Genomic DNA, 18,145 nt, shown 5'->3' with positions numbered 1-18,145 from the left:
TAATAGCCACGGGTTAAACCCGGGTTAGGAGCAACCTAAAGAAAAACCTCCGCCCGAATGTTGAATTGTCTAAATGCAGATCGGAGGTTGGGCAACAAAGTCTCCAAAGATAAAATTACAACAAATGAAATCATCAAAATGAAAACGCAAACAAAATCTCCCGAAGAACTCAAAGAAGCGGTTCGTAAAAAATATTCCGAGATCAGCGAACAATCCAAAGATTATAACGCATCATCTTGCTGCGGAGCCGGTGGATCATCCCAGGAAGTTTATAATATTATGACGGACGATTATGGTGAAGTTGAAGGCTACAATGCTGATGCAGATCTTGGTTTAGGCTGCGGGCTTCCCACACAATTTGCCCAGATCCAGGAAGGGGATTACGTTATTGACCTGGGTTCGGGAGCCGGCAACGACTGCTTTGTAGCTCGCCACGAAACAGGAGAGAAGGGTAAAGTTCTGGGTATTGACTTTGCAGAACCGATGATTAAAAAAGCTCGTGAAAATGCCGAAAAGCTTGGCTTCAACAATGTAGAATTTCGTTTTGGGGATATTGAAGAACTGCCGGTTTCAGATAGCGTTGCCGACGTAGTTGTCAGTAATTGTGTACTGAACTTGGTTCCAAATAAACCCAAAGTATTTAAAGAAATTTTCAGGGTGCTTAAGCCCGGCGGACATTTCAGCATCTCAGATATTGTGTTAGAAGGTGAGCTCCCGGAAGCATTGCAGGAAGATGCTGAAATGTACGCCGGATGCGTAGCCGGAGCTATCCAAAAAAAAACTTATCTCGAGTATATCAAAGAAGCTGGATTTGAAAACATTACTATTCAAAAAGAAAAAGCCATCAATATTCCTACGGATATTTTAAGTAAGTATCTAACTGAGGAAGAGATCGCCTCATTCAATGATGGAGGAAATGGAATTTATAGCATCACGGTTTTTGCTCAGAAAGTGGGAGAGGAAGCATCCAAGAAAGAGGCTGTCACTATGTTGGGATCTAAAAGCGCAGGATTTTGTGAACCTGGCTCAGGGTGCTGTTAACAAATAGTTTTGGCTGACATTTAATATGCAATACCGTAGGGGTAATTCATGAATTACCCCTACGGTTGTAAGAAATATCACTAAAGAACATGTACAAAGATTTAACGAAATACATCACCGAGCTGGAAGCTAATTTTGATTCCATCTCTTCCGAAAGAAAAGAAGATCTGGCAAAACTGACGGATTATATTCGCTCAAAACAAGAATCAGGTGAAACCGTCAAACTCAATTTCATCTGCACACACAACAGCCGGCGAAGCCACCTCGCACAGATATGGACTCAGACTGCAGCAAATTATTATGGGATTGATGACATCGAAACCTATTCAGGCGGAACCGAAGCCACGGCCTTCAATCCAAGGGCTATTGCTGCTTTGGAAAGAGCCGGATTTGCAGTAGAAAATCCTGGTGGAGAGAATCCGAAATATCAGGTCAAATTTGATAAAGAGGCGGACGCATTAATCTGTTTCTCGAAAACCTTTGATCACGAGATCAATCCAAATAAAAACTTTGCAGCCATTATGACCTGCTCGGATGCGGATGAAAACTGCCCGTTTGTACCGGGCGCTGAATTCCGGATTCCCATAACCTATCGAGATCCCAAAGAATCAGATGGCACGGATCAGGAAGCAGAGATTTATGATGAGAGATGCGCGCAAATAGCAAAAGAAATGTTCTATATGATGAGTATGGTCTAACATCCATAACACAAAAAAATTTACACCAAATAATCGCAAAAATACGATCAAATGAACACATCAACTTTTATTCAAAACCTGGTATCGAATACTGCCAAGGACTTACAATTCACCCTGCCGGATCAAACCAAACTTTCCGGAGATCTGCATATCACCGAGATTCAAAATCACAATGTGGATTCTGTGGATTGTGAAGGAAATATGCATCAGTATGTTGAAACCGTGGTTCAGCTTTGGATCAATGAAGCCTCAAAAGATGTAGCGGAATGGAGAACTGAAAAGGCATTGCAGATCTTTGAAATCGTTGGAAAGAAAATAGACTTTAAAGACGATGCTGAACTTTTTATTGAGTTTGGAGATACGGTTCACCCCACAATCAAGTATTCGGTCAGGGAAATTGAGTCTAATGGTGAAGAAGTGAATGTTGTATTGATGGTAAAACCAACAGCTTGCAAGCCAAAGTTAAATCTTGAAGCGACAAAAATGGGAGCTTGCTGTTAAGATGAGTAAATCAGAAAAAAGGATGGACTTTTTTGAGCGGTATCTCACGTTTTGGGTACTGCTTTGCATAGCAATTGGGATCGGTGTGGGCTATCTGGCAGGGGATTCTATCCAGGTCGTCAGCGAATGGGAGATCTACAAAGTGAATATTCCGGTCGCTATTTTGATCTGGCTGATGATCTACCCTATGATGCTTCAGGTTGATTTTGCATCCCTCAAAGAGATCAGAGAAGCTCCAAAAGGCGTAGTGTGGACCGTAATCATAAACTGGGCCATCAAACCCTTTACAATGGCTTTTTTTGCCTGGATCTTTTTTGATCAGATCTATGCTGCATGGCTCACACCCGAATTGGCCGACCAATATATAGCGGGGGCGATTTTATTGGGAGCCGCTCCGTGTACCGCCATGGTTTTTGTGTGGTCCTATTTGTCGGACGGTGACCCGAATTACACACTAGTTCAGGTTTCGGTAAATGATCTGCTCATCTTGATCCTATTCATCCCGATTGTGGGGTTATTGCTGGGTATTACCGATATCACCATTCCCTGGAATACGCTGGCAGCTTCTATTATTGTATTTGTCGTCATTCCGCTGGTTGCCGGATATCTGACGCATAAGATAGCGATCAGGCAAAAAGGGAAAGAATGGTACACGTCTAAATTCCTTCCAAGGTTTAAGCCGGTTTCCATTTCAGCTTTACTAATTACATTGATCCTGTTGTTCGCTTACCAGGGAGAACGGATCATCAATCAACCTATAGATATTTTGCTGATTGCTATTCCTTTGATCATCCAGACCTATTTTATTTTTGCATTGGCATGGTATGGCGGCAAGAAGATTGGTCTGCCCTACCAGGTATGTGCGCCCGGTTCCATGATCGGAGCCAGTAATTTCTTTGAACTGGCTGTTGCTGTGGCTATTGCACTATTCGGACTTCAATCTGGCGCAGCTTTAGTAACCGTAGTTGGCGTTTTGATCGAAGTCCCGATCATGCTTTCGCTCGTCAGATTTGCAAATAACAGGAGATTTGGTGGTGTATCCTAAACGTGAATTGCGGATTGTACGGATTTTGTGATTTCATGGATTTGGTTGTGGGGAAAGACAAATTCCGTGAAAGTCCCTTTCTGATGACAAAAGGTTTCCAGCAGTATTATGGTAGAGTTCATGAGTTAGAAAAAAGTCCCGATAGGGACGACCGAAATAATAGCCCAGGGTTTCAACCCGGTGTCAAAAAGATCATAAAGAAAAACCTCCGCCCGGTTGATATAAAAGTTTAGATGGATATCGGAGGTTGGGCAATCAAATGGCCAAAGAATACTGGAAGCAGGAGCTTCCGGGACTGCGTTACGAAGATGGACCTTCGTAACGTGATAAAAGGAGATTCAAAATCAGATAATCGAATAATTATAGTCCGAGGTCACCTTGTCCGCCTTCACCCGGAAGTCCAAGGTCTGTACCTAACTCCTTGTTAATTTTTTTAATAAAATGCGCTGAGAGCAGCGGCGATTCCTTCTCCAAATTCTGATGCACAAAGAAATACAGCTTCTCCAATCCCTGGTCTTTCCAGAATTTCAGTCGTTCAACCCAGTCATCTAAACGCGTATAATCGGATTCGTGATTGGCACCGACATATCGGATAAAAGCTACCGGAGAAGTGAGCCGCATGTGTAGCAAGTCTCTGCGTCCGGCGGTATCGGTTATGATATTAGCTACCTTATTTTCCTCAAAAAGTTGATACAGCTGATCCGCAACAGCCTGATCCTCAAACCAATCGCTGTCGCGAAGTTCGATAGCGAGGGGAATGTCATCTGGCCAGATTTCCACGAGTCGCTGAACACGATCAAAATTCTTTGGTTTGAAATCATCCCGCAGCTGCAGAAAGATCATTTCCAACTGATCTCCAAAACCGCGCATACCATGCAGATATTCTTCAAGCGGAGCCTCAATTCCCTTCAGCCGTTTAAAATGAGAAATACTATTGACTACCTTTGGGAAGAACTTAAAATGGTCAGGCGTCTTCTTTGCCCAGGTTTCAGCCTGATCAGGTCCATAAGTGCGATAATGCGTAGCATTCAGCTCGATAGAATTAAACTGTCGGGAGTAATATTCAAGTTCGTCTTTAGTGCCCCGGGGATAAAATCCTTTTAGATCCGATTTATTCCATTTCGCGCATCCCACATAAGCCTCAAAGCCATCGCTGCCCTTTTGGTTAAGGATTTTTAGAGTATCGGGATGATCAGGAGGGAGGGTGAAATCAATTTCACCGGGGTTATTTACTTTACCAAACTTCATACTTAGATCGATTTTTGTTCGTTTTTTCTTATCGAAGGTATTGGAGAATTCAACATCATCCAAGATTAAAATTGGCAGGAATTCTTCGTATATTTGAATCAGTTCATTAACGTAATGGGGGTGTTCTGGATTCGACGGGTTGAGTATCACCGTTGGTTGCATGTCGAGATTGTCCAATGATTCTCGTAATAACAATCATTATGGAACAAAAGTAATTGACAATAATTACTCATACCGCTTAGCAGCATAGACTGACTAAGCCGTCCCGCTGGTTAAGTGCCTGTCATTGCCAGCCCGGACGTCATACAAGACAGGATAGCGTAAGTGTGCTTTCTGTCGCATTTGCGTGAAACTAAAACAGAATAGTTGGAAGTCGCTTAGGTACTGGGCTCGGCTTTCGGCGAAATTATAATCAGTGCCTAAACATGTAGATACTAACAGGTCTACCTTCTCGGACCGGGGTTCGACTCCCCGCACCTCCACTAAATTTTTTAAAGCCAACTTGAGAATTATTCAGGTTGGCTTTTTTTGTTTGGGGGATTTCAGGTAAATGATAAATTTAAGGCATAAGCTTTTTTAGAATGTAAATGAGTTATATATGAGAATAAATATTTCATCCGGTGCAGAATGGGAAGATGTTGTTGGATATAGTCGTGCAGTCAAGGTTGGAGGCCTGATCGTTGTTTCGGGGACTACCGGTATTGATAAAAATGGCGAAGTAGTGGGAAAAGATGACATCTACCGACAAACCAAACAGTGTATTTTGAATATTGAAGAGGCGCTGAAAAAGGCAGGGGCATCACTGGAAAATGTGGTTAGGACTCGGACTTTCGTTACAGATATAGATCAATGGGAAGCTTTTGGAAAGGCACATCAAGAGTTTTTTGGGAAGGTGAAGCCTGCGGCTACTTTGGTTGAAGTTTCTAAACTCATTCACCCGGATCTATTGGTAGAGATTGAAGTGGATGCAGTGTTGGAAGAATAAATGAAAGCTAAAACCACACCATCACATTAAAGGAGGGCTGAAACCCCAGGTCATACACATCTATTGCCTGAGAACTGATGCGTCGCCTGTTTATGGGAGCGGAAGTGTCAATAACTAAATTGAGTTCCCGGTACCAGTCATTTTGATGATCAAAAAGGTTATATACTGAGGCGTTAAACTCCATTCGGGCATTATTGATTTTCAACTGATACTCCAGACCGGCATCAACACGGCGGTAAGGATCTAGTCTTTCCTGTTCTTCAACCTCTAAAAAATACAGCCGGTTTGGTACTCCTGTCGACCAATTAAACCCCAAAAAAAGATTAAGATCGGAAATGATCTCGTAATCAACTATGATGTTGATGCTATGCGTACGATCCCATTCTGCGTAGAAAGATTCCCCGTTAAATAAGTTTGGGTTACTGAAAGTTGCTTCAGTCCAGGCATAGGAATTCGTTATACTGAATTTCTTGAATCGATTCTTAAGAAGGATTTCCACTCCTTTGGCCGTCCCTTTGTTTCCATAGAACCATGGTGAGGCATTAAAACCATTCATTAAAGTTTGGGCATTTATATCGAATAAACGCGCGTTGCTCAGGTTCTTTAAGTAGCCTTCTATTTGAAATATGGTACTGCTTGCGGGCTTAAAATAAAGTCCTCCGCTGAAGTAATCAGCTGAAGTGGGAGCCTGTTCCCGTGAGCTGATGACCCATACATCCGGACTGCTTACGTTATAAAAGGAAAGCCGGTGCGTAAACTGATAGTTTCGGCTGTATCCCAGTCCAAATGAGAGATCTCTGTTTTTGAAAAACTTCAGCTTAATGCGTGGTGAGTAATACAGGTAATCGCCGTCCGTATAATAGTGTAGCCGGGATCCGATGTGTATATCCAAATCTTTAAATGAAGTGAGATCCATCTGTGCATAAAGATCGAATAGATCAGACCGAAATGTGGTTAGGTATCCCGGACGGTCAAAAGAGGATTCGAAATATTCCCCCATAAAGTATTGATAGGAAGCTCCAAAAACCCATTGAGTGTTTGGTAAAATAAGGTCAAGGGATTGATCTATTTTAATTTCATTAAAAACACTCTTATTTCTCAGAGGATAGGTAAATACTTCAAACCGATTGCCACTCTGTTCTACCCGGTTATAGACAAAATCGTCTTTACTGAATTCCGAATTATAAATACTAACACCGGCTAAAATACTGCTGTAAAGCCGGCTTGAAACGGGTGATTTAAAGGAAAGGCTTGAACTGAAATTTCCCCAGCTGTTCAATGTTTCAACCTCATCTCGTGCAAACCGCTGATTGGGGGTGCTCGGTTCAAAATTACGAACAAATCGTTCTGCATTTTGCGACACATCATCAGCACCATAATAAGCTCCTGCTATCAATCGGCTTCCATTCTTGAATTCAAAGTATAACTTACTGTGCAGATCAAAGAAGTTTGCATCATAAGTTCCGGGAAAAACTAACCGCGATTCAAGATCAGAAACTGTTTCGGATAGATTATTAGGCCGATCCACATTCAATCCAAAAGCGATCAGTTGATCATTTTGAAACCAGTTTAGGGCATTCATATATGAAGTACGTCCTGAGACCAGCCAACTGCTTTTACCTCGTGAAATAGGCCCCTGCATCGTTGCATTGAAAGAAGTATTGCTCAATCCGGCTGAGGCGCTAAGATCGTTCAGGGAACCTGTCTTGGTTAGTAACGAAAGCGTACCTCCGGGAGAGGATGGAAACTGAGCCGGCGTGACATCATAGAAAAAGCCGGAAGTTTTAAGTGCACTGGGGTTAAAACTGTCGAGCAGGCCAAACAGGTGACTTTGGTTGTATATCGTAATTCCGTCCAGCATAATATGAGTGGCATCGGCAGAACTTCCCCGGACATGTACTCCGTTATTTAAGGCCGGACCTGTTGAAACTGAGGGCAAAGATTGCAGCGCTTTGGTTATGTTATTTTCTCCAAGTGGATTCAGTACACCTGCATTTACAAAATTTCGGTAGATACTGTCAGACAGCACAGGAAATGAAAATCCTGTTACGATCAGATCGTTGGCTTGCAGGGTTGTGGGCTGAAGACGAATCGTCAGATCTTTGAAAACCGTATTTTTTGAGAGATCCAGTGATACTTTGTTGGTTTCGTACCCAAGAAAAGAGGCATTCAATACAATCGTTTTCTCCCGGAACGAGTCTTCGACCCGGAATACTCCTGAAGAGTTAGAGGCCACACCGTTCACAGCTCCATTTCTTTCCCAAAAAACAGTGGCATATGGAAGTCGTTCACCGCTTAGAGCATCCACAACCTGACCTGAAATAAGAATATTCTGGCTGGAAATTCTATTAGTCTTGTATAGTACAATTTGTTTTCTGGCGGTGTCTGTTTCAACTGAAACATTGTATCGTGCAAGTTCCGCTGTAAAGGTTTGAAGCAGAGAAGAGGAGGTTGCAGAAAATGACAGGGAGATGTCAGCCAGCTGAGATTCCCGATACAGGATGCGGTAGCCGTCCTTTTCTTCAATTTCATCCAAAATTTGAAGGACCGGAACATCCTGAAAGTTATATTGAGCTTTACTGAGCTGTGGGATGAAAATAAATATCAGTGATCCCCAAAAAATAAACCGCTGTAATTTTTTCATTAGTTGGGGGTGAAGGAATAAGTGGTTGGCCCGGTTTTGCTGAAGGTGCCATCCAGAACCAATTCGAGGTCTTTAAGCACGGAATCAAGATCATCCAATGGTATGGAACCGCTAAGGTTTTCATTAAGTATGGACTGATCTGAGGTAACACGAATGTTAAAATGCTGCCCAAGTTCGCTGAATACTTCTCTGACAGGCTTATTTTCAAAGACCAGCTCATCATTCAACCAGTCTGTGAATTGAGTTTCATTAGCTTCTTCTATCTGGATCTTGTTGTTTTGATCGATGGTTGAAGACTGTCCGGGGTATACCTCAACCGATTCCCGGCTTTCCAGTGAAGTATATTGGATTCGACCTTCCTGCAGATAAACCGTAGAGGCATTTCCCCAATTGCTGAGCACAAAACGGGTTCCCAAAACACGTACTTCAGAAAGATCAGTTCTTACCGTAAAGGTACGGCCGGAATGCTTAACAACTTTAAAATAAGCCTCTCCTTTGAGTTTATAAGATTCCAAATGAGATGATTGCTTTATGCTATATAATTCGGAATAGGGACGAAGGGTTACTTCGGATCCGTCTGCGAGAGTTACTACTTTTGATGAACCCTTACTTTCCGCGATGAGCCTGGGCTGGGTTAAATTTTGATATAAGAATATCCCCAGGAAAGCAGCTAATAATATTGTGGCCGCAATTGCATACCCCCGGAACTTTGGAGATAAGGAAAATATGTGTCCTTTTCTTTTTTCAGGATTGATCTGACCGTAAATGGCATTCCATATTGAGGCAGTATCAGCTTCTACAAATTCATTAAACGAGGAGGTTTTATATGCTAAAAGGGTAGATAAAAGAGGATCAGAAGAGGCATCTAACTCGTCAATATCAGGTAAAGTCCGGCCTATCTGTTTTGCAAGGATCAGGTCTTTATCGTTGGGAGATATGTCAGGGGTCTTTGGCATCTTTTATCAGGATAAACCGAACAAACCCGTCATGGGCTTGTTCGGTGACGTTTGAAGAATTGTGCTATATCTTTTGGTTAGTTATCATCATCACTATCATCATCACTATCATCATTATCATTATCATTATCATCGTTATCGTCATCGTCATTACTGTCATCATCATCACTGTCGTCATCACCGTCGTCTGAATATTCAAATTCGATCTCATCGGCAATAAACTCTGAGCTGTCGTTTGGATTCTGATATCCTTCCACTTCAGCTTTCACTGCTTTTCCGGCACTCAGAGCCATAGCAACGGCTTCAAGCGATTCGAGCTCGTCATCACCTTCCACTTCTGTTCGTCCGGTGATCACAACTACAATATCATTATCAAGAGTTACCGTTTGATTTAAAGTATCGACGGCGGCAACGGTTGCTTCCAGTTCATCATCTTCATCCGTTACAAAACCGGAACTGAGGTTAACGCGGAACAATCGATTGATGTTGGCAAATTTGAGCAAGGCTGTTCCATCACCATTCATTTCTATAGTACCGGTGATGGTTTTAGAGGAGCCATTACCGTTTGTACTGCGGAAAATGGTCAATTCGTAGTTAAGGGTACCGGTTACACCATTCGCCAATGAACCGCTTTGGGCAACAGAGTCTTTGTTGATCTGTATATCAAGGAAACTGATCTCATTAACATAGGATCTTTCAAAAGTATCACCATTTCCGGTCACTCCGTTTACGGTACCATTACCATAATGCACTCCATCTATAGTCATAACGGTGGTAGCACTGCTTACACCTGTTACAGAAAAAGTATCGGCCCTGGCAAACTCTGAACTTCTAAAACGGTTCTGTGTGGTTCCATTTTTGTCTGAGGTAAAATCAATGTTCTCGATACGCTCCCGGTTCATTCTTGGGGCTGCAATAAATTCACCGTTGATATCAGTAAATACGTATGTAAGTACTGCTGTCAGATTCTTTTGGAAGTTCTCTTTATCAACCGTGCGTTCAAACTGTATCGTATGCGTCCCGGTTTTGGCATCGTAATTGTACTGATAGTTTCTTTCACCGCCACGGCCGGAATAGCCTTTACGGTCATCATCTTCGTCATCGTCGTCATCATCATCTTTCATGCGGGAGTCAGATCCAAAACCGGAAGAAGAAACGGTAGTTAAGGCATCATTTAAGCTTGAAAAGACTCCGTCATTATCATCTGACAGGGCTTCACCCATGATTTGGCTGGCTGCTTCAATTTCTTCTGCTGTCAGTTCCTGGTTGATCTCTTCGGGAACTTCTCCAAGAGTACAAGCGGAAATGATAGCTGCAAGGGTTATGAGGGGTAAAAAAGGAGTAGGAATTTTTTTGAATAGTGCTTTCATAATGGTTTGATTGATTATGTGTTCACTGCTATTACACATGAATAACAAAGTTCCCCTAATCAAATATTACTTTTTTTCTGAATAAGTAAACAGGGCAGACTAAGCTGACTCTTAGAATACCCGTTTAAAACGTTGGGCCGATGCACATCACAGGTAATCTTTGGCAGCTCTTGAAAGGGTGGTACGGAGATCTTTCAGTGCAAGAGTCATATGGTTTTCAATAGTTTTAACAGATACTTCAAGAAATTCGGCAGCTTCTTTATAGGTGAACTCTTGCAGAAAACACAACCGAAATACATTTTGTCGTTTTTCCGGCATGGCTGTTATGGCATTATCTATCGCTTTTTTTAATTCGGCTTGATGAAGGTTGTTATCGGCTTGGGTAAGTGGATCTGTGGCATGCAGGTCCTGAATCTCTTCATCTCTGTCAAATTTTTCATGATCCCGAAATAAATTCAGCATCCGGGTGTAAGCTATTCTGAATAGATATGAACGCAGTGATTTTTGTTCTTCAATGGCGGACCGGTGTTCCCAAATGTATATGAATGCTTTTTGAATGAGATCTTCGGCAGACTCTTTTGCAACGCCTCTGGAGATCAGAAATCTAAATAATTCTTTATGATGTGCATCAAAAAAGGCTTTAAAAGCCTTTTGGTCTCCGTTTTTAATTTTTAAATACAGCTCTGTTTCGTTAGACTCCTCACGGATAGAAGCACTAAGGATCAGCAGTAAGTGAATGATGAATACATCCATGTGAATTTTTTTAGGTCTTAATTTTACAAAGATACCAAAGAATAAGAATAGGATATAAGAATGAAGATATTTTGGAGCATTTTGTTTCTGCTGGCAGCTTTCATTTCTCAGGACGATGGGACTGTTGAGATATACCAGGTAGAAGAAGATGACCGGATTGAACTTCACGGAAAGAACAAGAATATATATCCGGTTACGGTAGAATTGGATGCTGATACAAAGAATCTCAAGCCTGACCGAAAGCTTCCATTACTTGAAGTGATATCTCCGGAAAGTGAGAAAATGTTGTTGAGTTTAGATTTCCTGAATGGACAGAAGACATGGAACCTGAAAACGAAATATCGTTACTACATGGGAGATATCAATGCACGGCATAATGATGCCTATAGTTATCATTTACCTTTTGAAAGCGGTTCATCTTTTTTGGTGATGCAGGGTTATGGCGGGGAATTCTCTCATAAGGGAGAATTACAGTATGCCATGGATTTTGATATGCCGGAGGGCACTCCGGTTCATGCTGCAAGAGCCGGAACGGTAGTGAAGTTAGAGGAAAAGAATGCAAAAGGAGGCCCCAGGAAAGAAATGATGGATTTTGCCAATTATGTGACCATTATGCACGGAGATGGGACTTTTGCCGATTACAGCCACCTGAAAAAAGGAGGAGTTGCAGTTGAGGTAGGACAACGTGTACAAACCGGCCAATTGATTGGCTACTCGGGAAATACCGGTTTCTCAACCGGACCACATCTTCACTTTATCGTCAAAAAAGTAAAACGAGGAGGAGGTTTTATCTCCATCCCCGTCAAGTTTGTGACCGTAAATGGCATCGAGCTTTTGGAAGCCGGCCAAAGGTATACCGGCTACTAATGTTGAATTTGAAGGATAATAAATCACTTCTTTCTTCAATATTCCTTGTTGAATATTCGATATTCTACCGGCCTTCTTCGAAATAGTCATTCACTAAAACCGGCTTACCAAAACCAAGCTGCTCCAAACGGTCCATTTGCGTTTTGGCATCGCCCACTACCAACCAGATCATTCGGTCTGGATTGGCGTATTCTCTGGCAAGCTGCTGAATTTCTTCTTTGGTAATATTTTGGACGATTTCCTGACGATCCCGAACGTAATCCGGTTCCCAGCCATACGCGCTGATGTTTGCCAGCATATTCAATTTTGAACCGGATGTTTCAAATTGTCGGGCTGAGCTTTTGATCAGGTAACTCTTTGTGTTTTCAAGATCCTGATCGGTAAAGGTGTTGGGATAATCTTCCAGGATCTGTTTCACCAAAGCTGCCGACTCATACGTAACATTCGTCCGAACGCCACTGGAAATTGTAAAAGGCCCGGCAATATCGGAGCCGGAGAAACCGGATCGAATGCCGTAAGTATAGCCTTTTCCTTCCCGAAGCTCTTGGGTCAGTCGGGATGCAAAGCCACCGCCACCAAGCTTGTAGTTCATAATATTTGCTTTATAAAAATCAGGATCGGTTTCCGGCAAGGCCAAATAGCCAAATTGAAGTACAGACTGCTTGGCATTGGGAACATCATAGAAATATACCGTGGAAGATTCAGGCGCACCCGGTAACTCAAATTCCGGGATCGTGACGTTTTTACTTTCCCATTTCTGTGTAAGGGTTGTGAGCGAATTTACAACTTCACTTTCATTGATAGCCCCAACCACGTGCATATCTGCAACAGTAGGAGAGAAGTAATTTTCGTAGTACGTTTTCAGATCTTCCAGGGTGATATTCTCAACGGAGGTCGTCGTGCCGATCGGATTGAAGGAGAGAATATTGTCCTCCCCGTAAAGCAATTTGTTATAGGTGTTGGAAGCAATGCTATTCGGGTTGGCACTTTGCTGGGCAATCTGGCTGAGCGTACTCTGTTTGGCGAGTTCAAACTCACGTTCATCCCAGCGCGGTTCCTGCATAATCTCTTCTACAAGATCCATAGTGGCATCATAATTCCGGGCCAGGGTGTTTCCGCGAATAGTGATGGATTGTGGACCTGAATACACATTTATGCTAGCCCCTAAAAGGTCTATGGCTTCTTCCAATTCTTCCGGCGTTTTGTTGGCAGTTCCTTTGGTCATAAGTTCAGCCATCAGGCTTGAAACGCCTACTTTGTTGGCGTCCTCAAGCATCAGTCCGCCTTTTAGGGTGATCTCAAATTCTACGAGTGGAAGCTCATAATTTTCAATCCCGTAGATTTCCAATCCATTGGCCAATTCGGTCTCCCAAACTTCAGGAATAGCAGGTGTTGGGGTTTCTCCATAAGGAGGCTCAACTGTTCTGTCAAAGCTGGATGGAGTGCGTTCGTATTCGGTTTCTTCGGGAATCGTAAACTGTTCGCCTTCTGCATTGGCGACAATTTTTTCTTCCACTACTTCGGCTTCTTCAGATCCTTCCAAAATCAGATCGGTTTGCCCCCGGGGAACAAAACTGGTTGCCACAAAAGGCTGTCCCTTAATATACTTCTCATACACACGCATTACATCATCTTTGGTGACCGCCAGCGTTTTCTGAATATCTTCATTGATATAACCGGGGTCGCCCGCAAAGATATTATACTGAGCCAGTTGAAATGCTTTCCCAAGTACGCTGGATAATCCGCCATAAAAGTCCGTTTCAATGCCTGCCTTGATCCGTTGTAAGTCCTCATTCGTAAACCCTTCTTCCTCAAAACGGGTGAATGCTTCATTTACTGCTGCTTCAACCTTATTCAGATCTGTTCCCGGATAGGCACGGGTAATCAGGGAGATTTCTCCTGCGATTTCTGAATTTCCACTACGCATGAAAATATTGGAGGTTAACTCCTGTTCTTCCACCAATACTTTATACAGCGGGGCTTTTTTGCCATCTGAAAGCAGCTGGGTCAGAATATCGAGGGCATAGGCGTCCTTATGATAAAGATCAACACCGGGCCATACCATTCGTAGTTCGGGAAGACGGGCAAAATTATCTTCGTAGTATAATCTTTGGGTTTCATTCAATGAAGCAGGCTGATCAACTAACGGCTCAATCTCTTCACCACGTGGGATTTCATCAAAATACTTGTGAACCCATTCCCGTGCTTGTTGAAAATCAAAATCACCGGCTATTACCAGGGTTGCATTGTTTGGTACATACCAGCGGTTATAGAAATCCTTGACATCCTGAAGGGTAGCGTTTTGGAGGTCCTCCAGCGAACCGATCACTTGCCAGCTGTACGGATGTCCTTTAGGATACAAATTTTTATCTACCACATAACTCGCGTGTCCATAAGGCTGGTTGTCAACGCCTTGTCGTTTTTCATTTTTAACGACCTGTTTTTCTTTGGCAAGAACGGCTTCCGTAACGGTGTTGATGAAGAAGCCCATTTTGTCAGCTTCGGCCCATATCATTTTTTCGAGGGCATCATTAGGAACCGTTTGAAAGTAGTTGGTTCTGTCGCGACTGGTGGAACCGTTGGCGCCCGAACCGCCTATACGAGAGCTCATTTTATCTAAACCGCCCTTCCCAAGGTTTTCTGATTCCAGAAAGAGCAAATGCTCGAAAAGGTGGGCAAAACCGGTTCGACCTTCAATTTCCCGGGAAGATCCCACATGAAATGTAAGGGCAACCGCTGTAACCGGATCGGAAGCATCTTTATGGAAAATGACTTCCAATCCATTATCCAAAGTAAATTTTTCGTAATCCACCGAAAATTCATTTTGTTTTTTGGCACAGGAGGAGATCAAAAAAGCTCCAATCAACAGAAAGGAGAAGAGGAGGGAAATGCGTGATTTCATAATGGTAAAGTGATTAATGTTTGACGAAATATAAGAGCGGTAAAGGTATGGTTTTGTAAATGTTTTACCGCAGCAACCCTCTCTTTTTCCCTCCGGCTCACCTGGAAAGCATCCTAAACCTAAGCACCGCCGCAAGGAAAGAGGACTCCATGGTGATAGTTTATCCGATTCAGATAATTTACTTGAAATGAAATTATTACAAAGAAATATGTTTGAACCAAAAATCAAACTCACCAAAGCGTCTCCTTCCTTGGCGGACTTGTCCGTTAGGGAAGGAACAAGGATGGGTTCCTGTCAGGAAAGGCAACAAAATCCGCACCAACACGGAGCAAAGGAAAAAACTTCTTACGTGAATGTTCCTTGTTCGATATTCGATGTTCCTTGCCTGCCTGCCGGCAAAGGCAGGTTCGATGTTCTCACTCCCCCGGCACCAACCGCATTGTCCGTACATCAGACTCCTGAAATAAAGCAATTGAGTCTTGGTATAACCAACGATATTGACCGCTTAGCCACATCTCGGTTTGATCCCCGAAGTGATCTGAAAGTGGATTTCCGGATTGTCCGGTGGGGAGTATACTTTTGCTTTTACTCATATCCGACAGATCGGAGATACGGCGGATGGAAGGGCCTAAGACCATCTCAAATGGATTTTCCCATCTATATTGTCCATTATTGACGCTCATTCCGTGACTTTCCACTTCATACGGGCCTTTGCTCAATAAATTATTAACGATCAACTTAAGGGAAGAGGGAGCATCGGGGGCATCTGCGGCTTGCGCAAAGAGAGGAGGTTCAAAGGTTATCGTATGAAGCTGCTCCCACCGCCATTCGTAAGGTTCGCTTCCCAGAGAATCGCTCAGGAAGAGGATCGCATCCTGCATGCTTTTGATCACTATGTCTTCCTTGGTTTCCACCGAATCGGTAGATGTATCATCAAATAAAGGACTCTCTGTGTTTATGAGTGACGTCATGGTACGAACAGGTATGTTCTCGTAATGCACAAAATTATTGTATGCAACCTCACCGAAATCATCTAGCAAAGAATTTTTGGTGAAGTTCAGCATAAAGACATCAAATATAGAAGCCGCCGTGGAGCTCAGGCTATACTCAAAGTTCCAATTTTCGAGGTATGAGATGGGAAGATCAAAATTATACTCATCCTGACTTTTAATGATCTGCAGTATTTGTGGAGTGAGTTTAGCGGCAAAGTTAGAATATGAGTCGTTTTGAAGGTCCTCAAAATCACGGTATGTGAAAGTCTTGTCATCGGTCAGCTTTTGTTCGATGCGCTCAATACGGCTTGGCGGTTCCCAAAAAGTAGCAATATAATATGGATAGCTGTCGGTAGTAAGCTTGTTATTAGCATTGGCGATCCATCCGTTATCGGGATTTATGACACGAGGCATTTGCTCATGAGGGATGAAACCCTGCCAGTCCTGTTCCGGATCCCACCCCCGGCGCATTGTAATGGGGTCGCCGGTTCTGATGGGCAATTTGGCTACCGAATACATGGCAATATTTCCTTCAGTATCCCCATACATAAAGTTCAAACCGGGAACACCAAATGAGGGCAGGGCATCTTTGAAATCCTGAAAATTATCCGCCCAGTTAATTTTATAGAGCGTGCGTAATTCGTTTGTAATTTCATACCCGGTCCATCGCATAGAAATAAGCTTGTTGTCGGTAAGGTCTTCGGCCGGGTAGATGTCTGAGATCACCGGGCCGTGCTTGGTATATCGAATTTCAAAAGACCTGTCGTCACCGTTTTTCACCTTGATGATCTCTCTGATGCGATCAAATTGTTGATATTCTGCTTCCCCATTTTCGAGGGAATCAACCACATATCGTCCGCGGTCTTGCGGATCCTGTTGTTCTACAAAGAAGTCGGTATCGTCACTCATAATACTCGTAAAACTCCATGCCATATCATCATTTTGTCCGATGATAATCGCCGGGACTCCGGCCAGGGTTGCTCCCGAAACGTTTTTTCCATTGAGATTAAGATGCACTTCATACCACTTACCCGGCATATCAAGTCCAAGGTGGGGATCACCTGCCAGCAGCGGATAACCGGACTCCGTTTTAGAACCATCCACAACCCAGGCATTACTGCCCACATGTGTTCCTTCCATTTCCATCAACTCTCTTTTTTTGATCTCCTGCTTTAACATGGGCATCAAGGCAGAGGACAATCCGAGTGATTGTTCATCATTTAGAGTAGTTGGAGCCGTATCGGGAAAGCGAAGCTGCAGCTGATCGAATTGAGCAGGAGGCAGTTTTTCTTTTAGGTATGAATAGGTGACCTCACTCCACCAGCCCATATTCAGTTCCCAGCCCATCATTCGGCTCACCGCTATGGAACGAATCGGATTCCATTCAAGAGGCTCAATTTCAGCTAATGAAAATTCAACAGGTAACCGATTTCGGTTGTTGTTTATAAACGCATTCACTCCGTTTGAATAGGCTCCCAAAACCTGTCGCTCCTGTTGATTCAGGGTATCAACCAACTGCTCTGCCATCTTCCAAAAGCCCAGCGTACGCTGATATTTATCCAGGTTAATGAGCTCTTCATCATTCCCGAAAAACTCCGCAAACCGGCCTTCTGCTGCAATTTGAGTGAGATTCATTTGCCACAAACGATCCTGCGCATGCACATATCCCAAAGCATAATACAGGTCTTGCTCGTTCTTGGCATAAATATGAGGTACGCCAAATTCATCCCAATGGATTTCAACCGGTTCAGAAAGTCCGTTCAGTGAAATAGATTCCTCATAATCCGGAAGTGGTTTATAGAAGGTCCAGTAGAATGCAAGTCCGGCAAATCCAAGGATAAGGATCAGGAAGAAAATCAGCAGTTTGATAAACGTATTCATGGCAGAATTTTGAGGTTTATTCAGTTCCCAAATTTACACAATCTGAAGGGGAGATAAATAGATGATTTTAATTACGAATGTTTCTATTTCGAAGGATTAGAATCCTTCGTTTGTGTACTGGAATAGAATTATTGCTTTGATAATATGATCGCCAAAGAAAAGTAGGTTTCTGATAAGTCATTGAGGTCATTTATGGCCTCTGAGAAAATAAAGCCTTCTGCATTCAATATTCCCCGGCTTTTTGAATGATTCCGACTTAACT

13 protein-coding genes and 1 other RNA gene are annotated in these 18,145 nt (G+C 42.9%); 7 read left to right on the top strand and 7 right to left on the bottom strand.

The genetic code is table 11. The features are described from left to right. The first annotated feature begins 138 nt into the window (after window positions 1–138). From B151_RS0104255 to arsB, 4 genes are all read left to right on the top strand, one after another. Complete coding sequence (locus B151_RS0104255; RefSeq protein ID WP_026166467.1) at window positions 139–1,041, top strand: arsenite methyltransferase; 903 nt, start codon at window positions 139–141, stop codon at window positions 1,039–1,041. An 89-nt stretch (window positions 1,042–1,130) separates the two neighbouring features. Then, complete coding sequence (locus B151_RS0104250) at window positions 1,131–1,739, top strand: arsenate reductase/protein-tyrosine-phosphatase family protein (protein WP_020402362.1); 609 nt, start codon at window positions 1,131–1,133, stop codon at window positions 1,737–1,739. A gap of 51 nt (window positions 1,740–1,790) precedes the next feature. After that, window positions 1,791–2,240, top strand: coding sequence for a DUF6428 family protein (locus B151_RS17940; protein WP_020402361.1), 450 nt, complete (start codon window positions 1,791–1,793; stop codon window positions 2,238–2,240). A 1-nt stretch (window position 2,241) separates the two neighbouring features. Then, on the top strand, window positions 2,242–3,285 hold the full coding sequence (gene arsB, locus B151_RS0104240; RefSeq protein ID WP_020402360.1) for an ACR3 family arsenite efflux transporter: 1,044 nt from the start codon (window positions 2,242–2,244) through the stop codon (window positions 3,283–3,285). A 360-nt stretch (window positions 3,286–3,645) separates the two neighbouring features. Here arsB and B151_RS0104230 read toward each other — a convergent pair whose 3' ends face one another. After that, window positions 3,646–4,533 carry a DUF72 domain-containing protein gene (locus tag B151_RS0104230; protein WP_026166465.1) on the bottom strand — a complete coding sequence of 296 codons (888 nt, stop codon included), beginning with the start codon at window positions 4,531–4,533 and terminating at the stop codon, window positions 3,646–3,648. A 116-nt stretch (window positions 4,534–4,649) separates the two neighbouring features. Here B151_RS0104230 and ssrA point away from each other — a divergent pair. Both ssrA and B151_RS0104225 read left to right on the top strand, forming a co-directional pair. Continuing rightward, window positions 4,650–5,018: a transfer-messenger RNA gene (gene ssrA, locus B151_RS19855) on the top strand. Window positions 5,019–5,131: 113 nt separating this feature from the next. After that, entirely contained in the window at window positions 5,132–5,518 is a 387-nt protein-coding gene (locus B151_RS0104225) for a RidA family protein (protein WP_020402357.1), read from the top strand. Between the two features lie 7 nt (window positions 5,519–5,525). Here the strand turns inward: B151_RS0104225 and B151_RS0104220 are convergent, their stop codons facing one another. The 4 genes from B151_RS0104220 to B151_RS0104205 form a co-directional block, all read right to left on the bottom strand. Then, window positions 5,526–8,162 (bottom strand): TonB-dependent receptor, encoded by a 2,637-nt coding sequence (locus B151_RS0104220; RefSeq protein WP_020402356.1) that lies wholly within the window; start codon window positions 8,160–8,162, stop codon window positions 5,526–5,528. Further along, a complete protein-coding gene (locus B151_RS0104215) occupies window positions 8,162–9,118 on the bottom strand; it encodes a FecR family protein (RefSeq protein WP_020402355.1) in 957 nt (318 codons plus the stop codon). Before B151_RS0104215 ends, B151_RS0104220 begins: the two co-directional genes overlap by 1 nt. A gap of 77 nt (window positions 9,119–9,195) precedes the next feature. Next, on the bottom strand, window positions 9,196–10,488 hold the full coding sequence (locus tag B151_RS0104210; protein ID WP_020402354.1) for a hypothetical protein: 1,293 nt from the start codon (window positions 10,486–10,488) through the stop codon (window positions 9,196–9,198). Window positions 10,489–10,635: 147 nt separating this feature from the next. Further along, window positions 10,636–11,241, bottom strand: coding sequence for an RNA polymerase sigma factor (locus tag B151_RS0104205; protein ID WP_020402353.1), 606 nt, complete (start codon window positions 11,239–11,241; stop codon window positions 10,636–10,638). A gap of 60 nt (window positions 11,242–11,301) precedes the next feature. Between B151_RS0104205 and B151_RS17935 the strand changes: the two genes are divergently transcribed. Beyond that, window positions 11,302–12,108, top strand: a complete 807-nt coding sequence (locus B151_RS17935) for a M23 family metallopeptidase (RefSeq protein WP_020402352.1) — start codon at window positions 11,302–11,304, stop codon at window positions 12,106–12,108. 64 nt (window positions 12,109–12,172) lie between these two features. On the opposite strand, the gene B151_RS0104195 is transcribed toward B151_RS17935, so the two are convergent. Both B151_RS0104195 and B151_RS0104190 read right to left on the bottom strand, forming a co-directional pair. Continuing rightward, a complete protein-coding gene (locus B151_RS0104195) occupies window positions 12,173–15,010 on the bottom strand; it encodes a M16 family metallopeptidase (RefSeq protein WP_020402351.1) in 2,838 nt (945 codons plus the stop codon). Between the two features lie 416 nt (window positions 15,011–15,426). After that, window positions 15,427–17,883 (bottom strand): penicillin acylase family protein, encoded by a 2,457-nt coding sequence (locus tag B151_RS0104190; protein WP_020402350.1) that lies wholly within the window; start codon window positions 17,881–17,883, stop codon window positions 15,427–15,429. Between the last annotated feature and the right edge of the window lie 262 nt (window positions 17,884–18,145).

Origin of the sequence: Gracilimonas tropica DSM 19535, from assembly GCF_000375425.1 — a bacterium.
Lineage (GTDB): Bacteria > Bacteroidota > Rhodothermia > Balneolales > Balneolaceae > Gracilimonas > Gracilimonas tropica.
Note: the sequence above shows the minus strand (reverse complement) of the source record. Positions and strands in the feature narration are given on the sequence as shown.

What these genes read in the sequence shown, in the direction of transcription:
- B151_RS0104255 (WP_026166467.1), top strand. Translation starts at nt 139, where the DNA reads ATGAAAACGCAAACAAAATCTCCCGAAGAACTCAAAGAAGCGGTTCGT.
- B151_RS0104250 (WP_020402362.1), top strand. Translation starts at nt 1,131, where the DNA reads ATGTACAAAGATTTAACGAAATACATCACCGAGCTGGAAGCTAATTTT.
- B151_RS17940 (WP_020402361.1), top strand. Translation starts at nt 1,791, where the DNA reads ATGAACACATCAACTTTTATTCAAAACCTGGTATCGAATACTGCCAAG.
- arsB (WP_020402360.1), top strand. Translation starts at nt 2,242, where the DNA reads ATGAGTAAATCAGAAAAAAGGATGGACTTTTTTGAGCGGTATCTCACG.
- B151_RS0104230 (WP_026166465.1), bottom strand. Translation starts at nt 4,533, where the DNA reads ATGAAGTTTGGTAAAGTAAATAACCCCGGTGAAATTGATTTCACCCTC.
- B151_RS0104225 (WP_020402357.1), top strand. Translation starts at nt 5,132, where the DNA reads ATGAGAATAAATATTTCATCCGGTGCAGAATGGGAAGATGTTGTTGGA.
- B151_RS0104220 (WP_020402356.1), bottom strand. Translation starts at nt 8,162, where the DNA reads ATGAAAAAATTACAGCGGTTTATTTTTTGGGGATCACTGATATTTATT.
- B151_RS0104215 (WP_020402355.1), bottom strand. Translation starts at nt 9,118, where the DNA reads ATGCCAAAGACCCCTGACATATCTCCCAACGATAAAGACCTGATCCTT.
- B151_RS0104210 (WP_020402354.1), bottom strand. Translation starts at nt 10,488, where the DNA reads ATGAAAGCACTATTCAAAAAAATTCCTACTCCTTTTTTACCCCTCATA.
- B151_RS0104205 (WP_020402353.1), bottom strand. Translation starts at nt 11,241, where the DNA reads ATGGATGTATTCATCATTCACTTACTGCTGATCCTTAGTGCTTCTATC.
- B151_RS17935 (WP_020402352.1), top strand. Translation starts at nt 11,302, where the DNA reads ATGAAGATATTTTGGAGCATTTTGTTTCTGCTGGCAGCTTTCATTTCT.
- B151_RS0104195 (WP_020402351.1), bottom strand. Translation starts at nt 15,010, where the DNA reads ATGAAATCACGCATTTCCCTCCTCTTCTCCTTTCTGTTGATTGGAGCT.
- B151_RS0104190 (WP_020402350.1), bottom strand. Translation starts at nt 17,883, where the DNA reads ATGAATACGTTTATCAAACTGCTGATTTTCTTCCTGATCCTTATCCTT.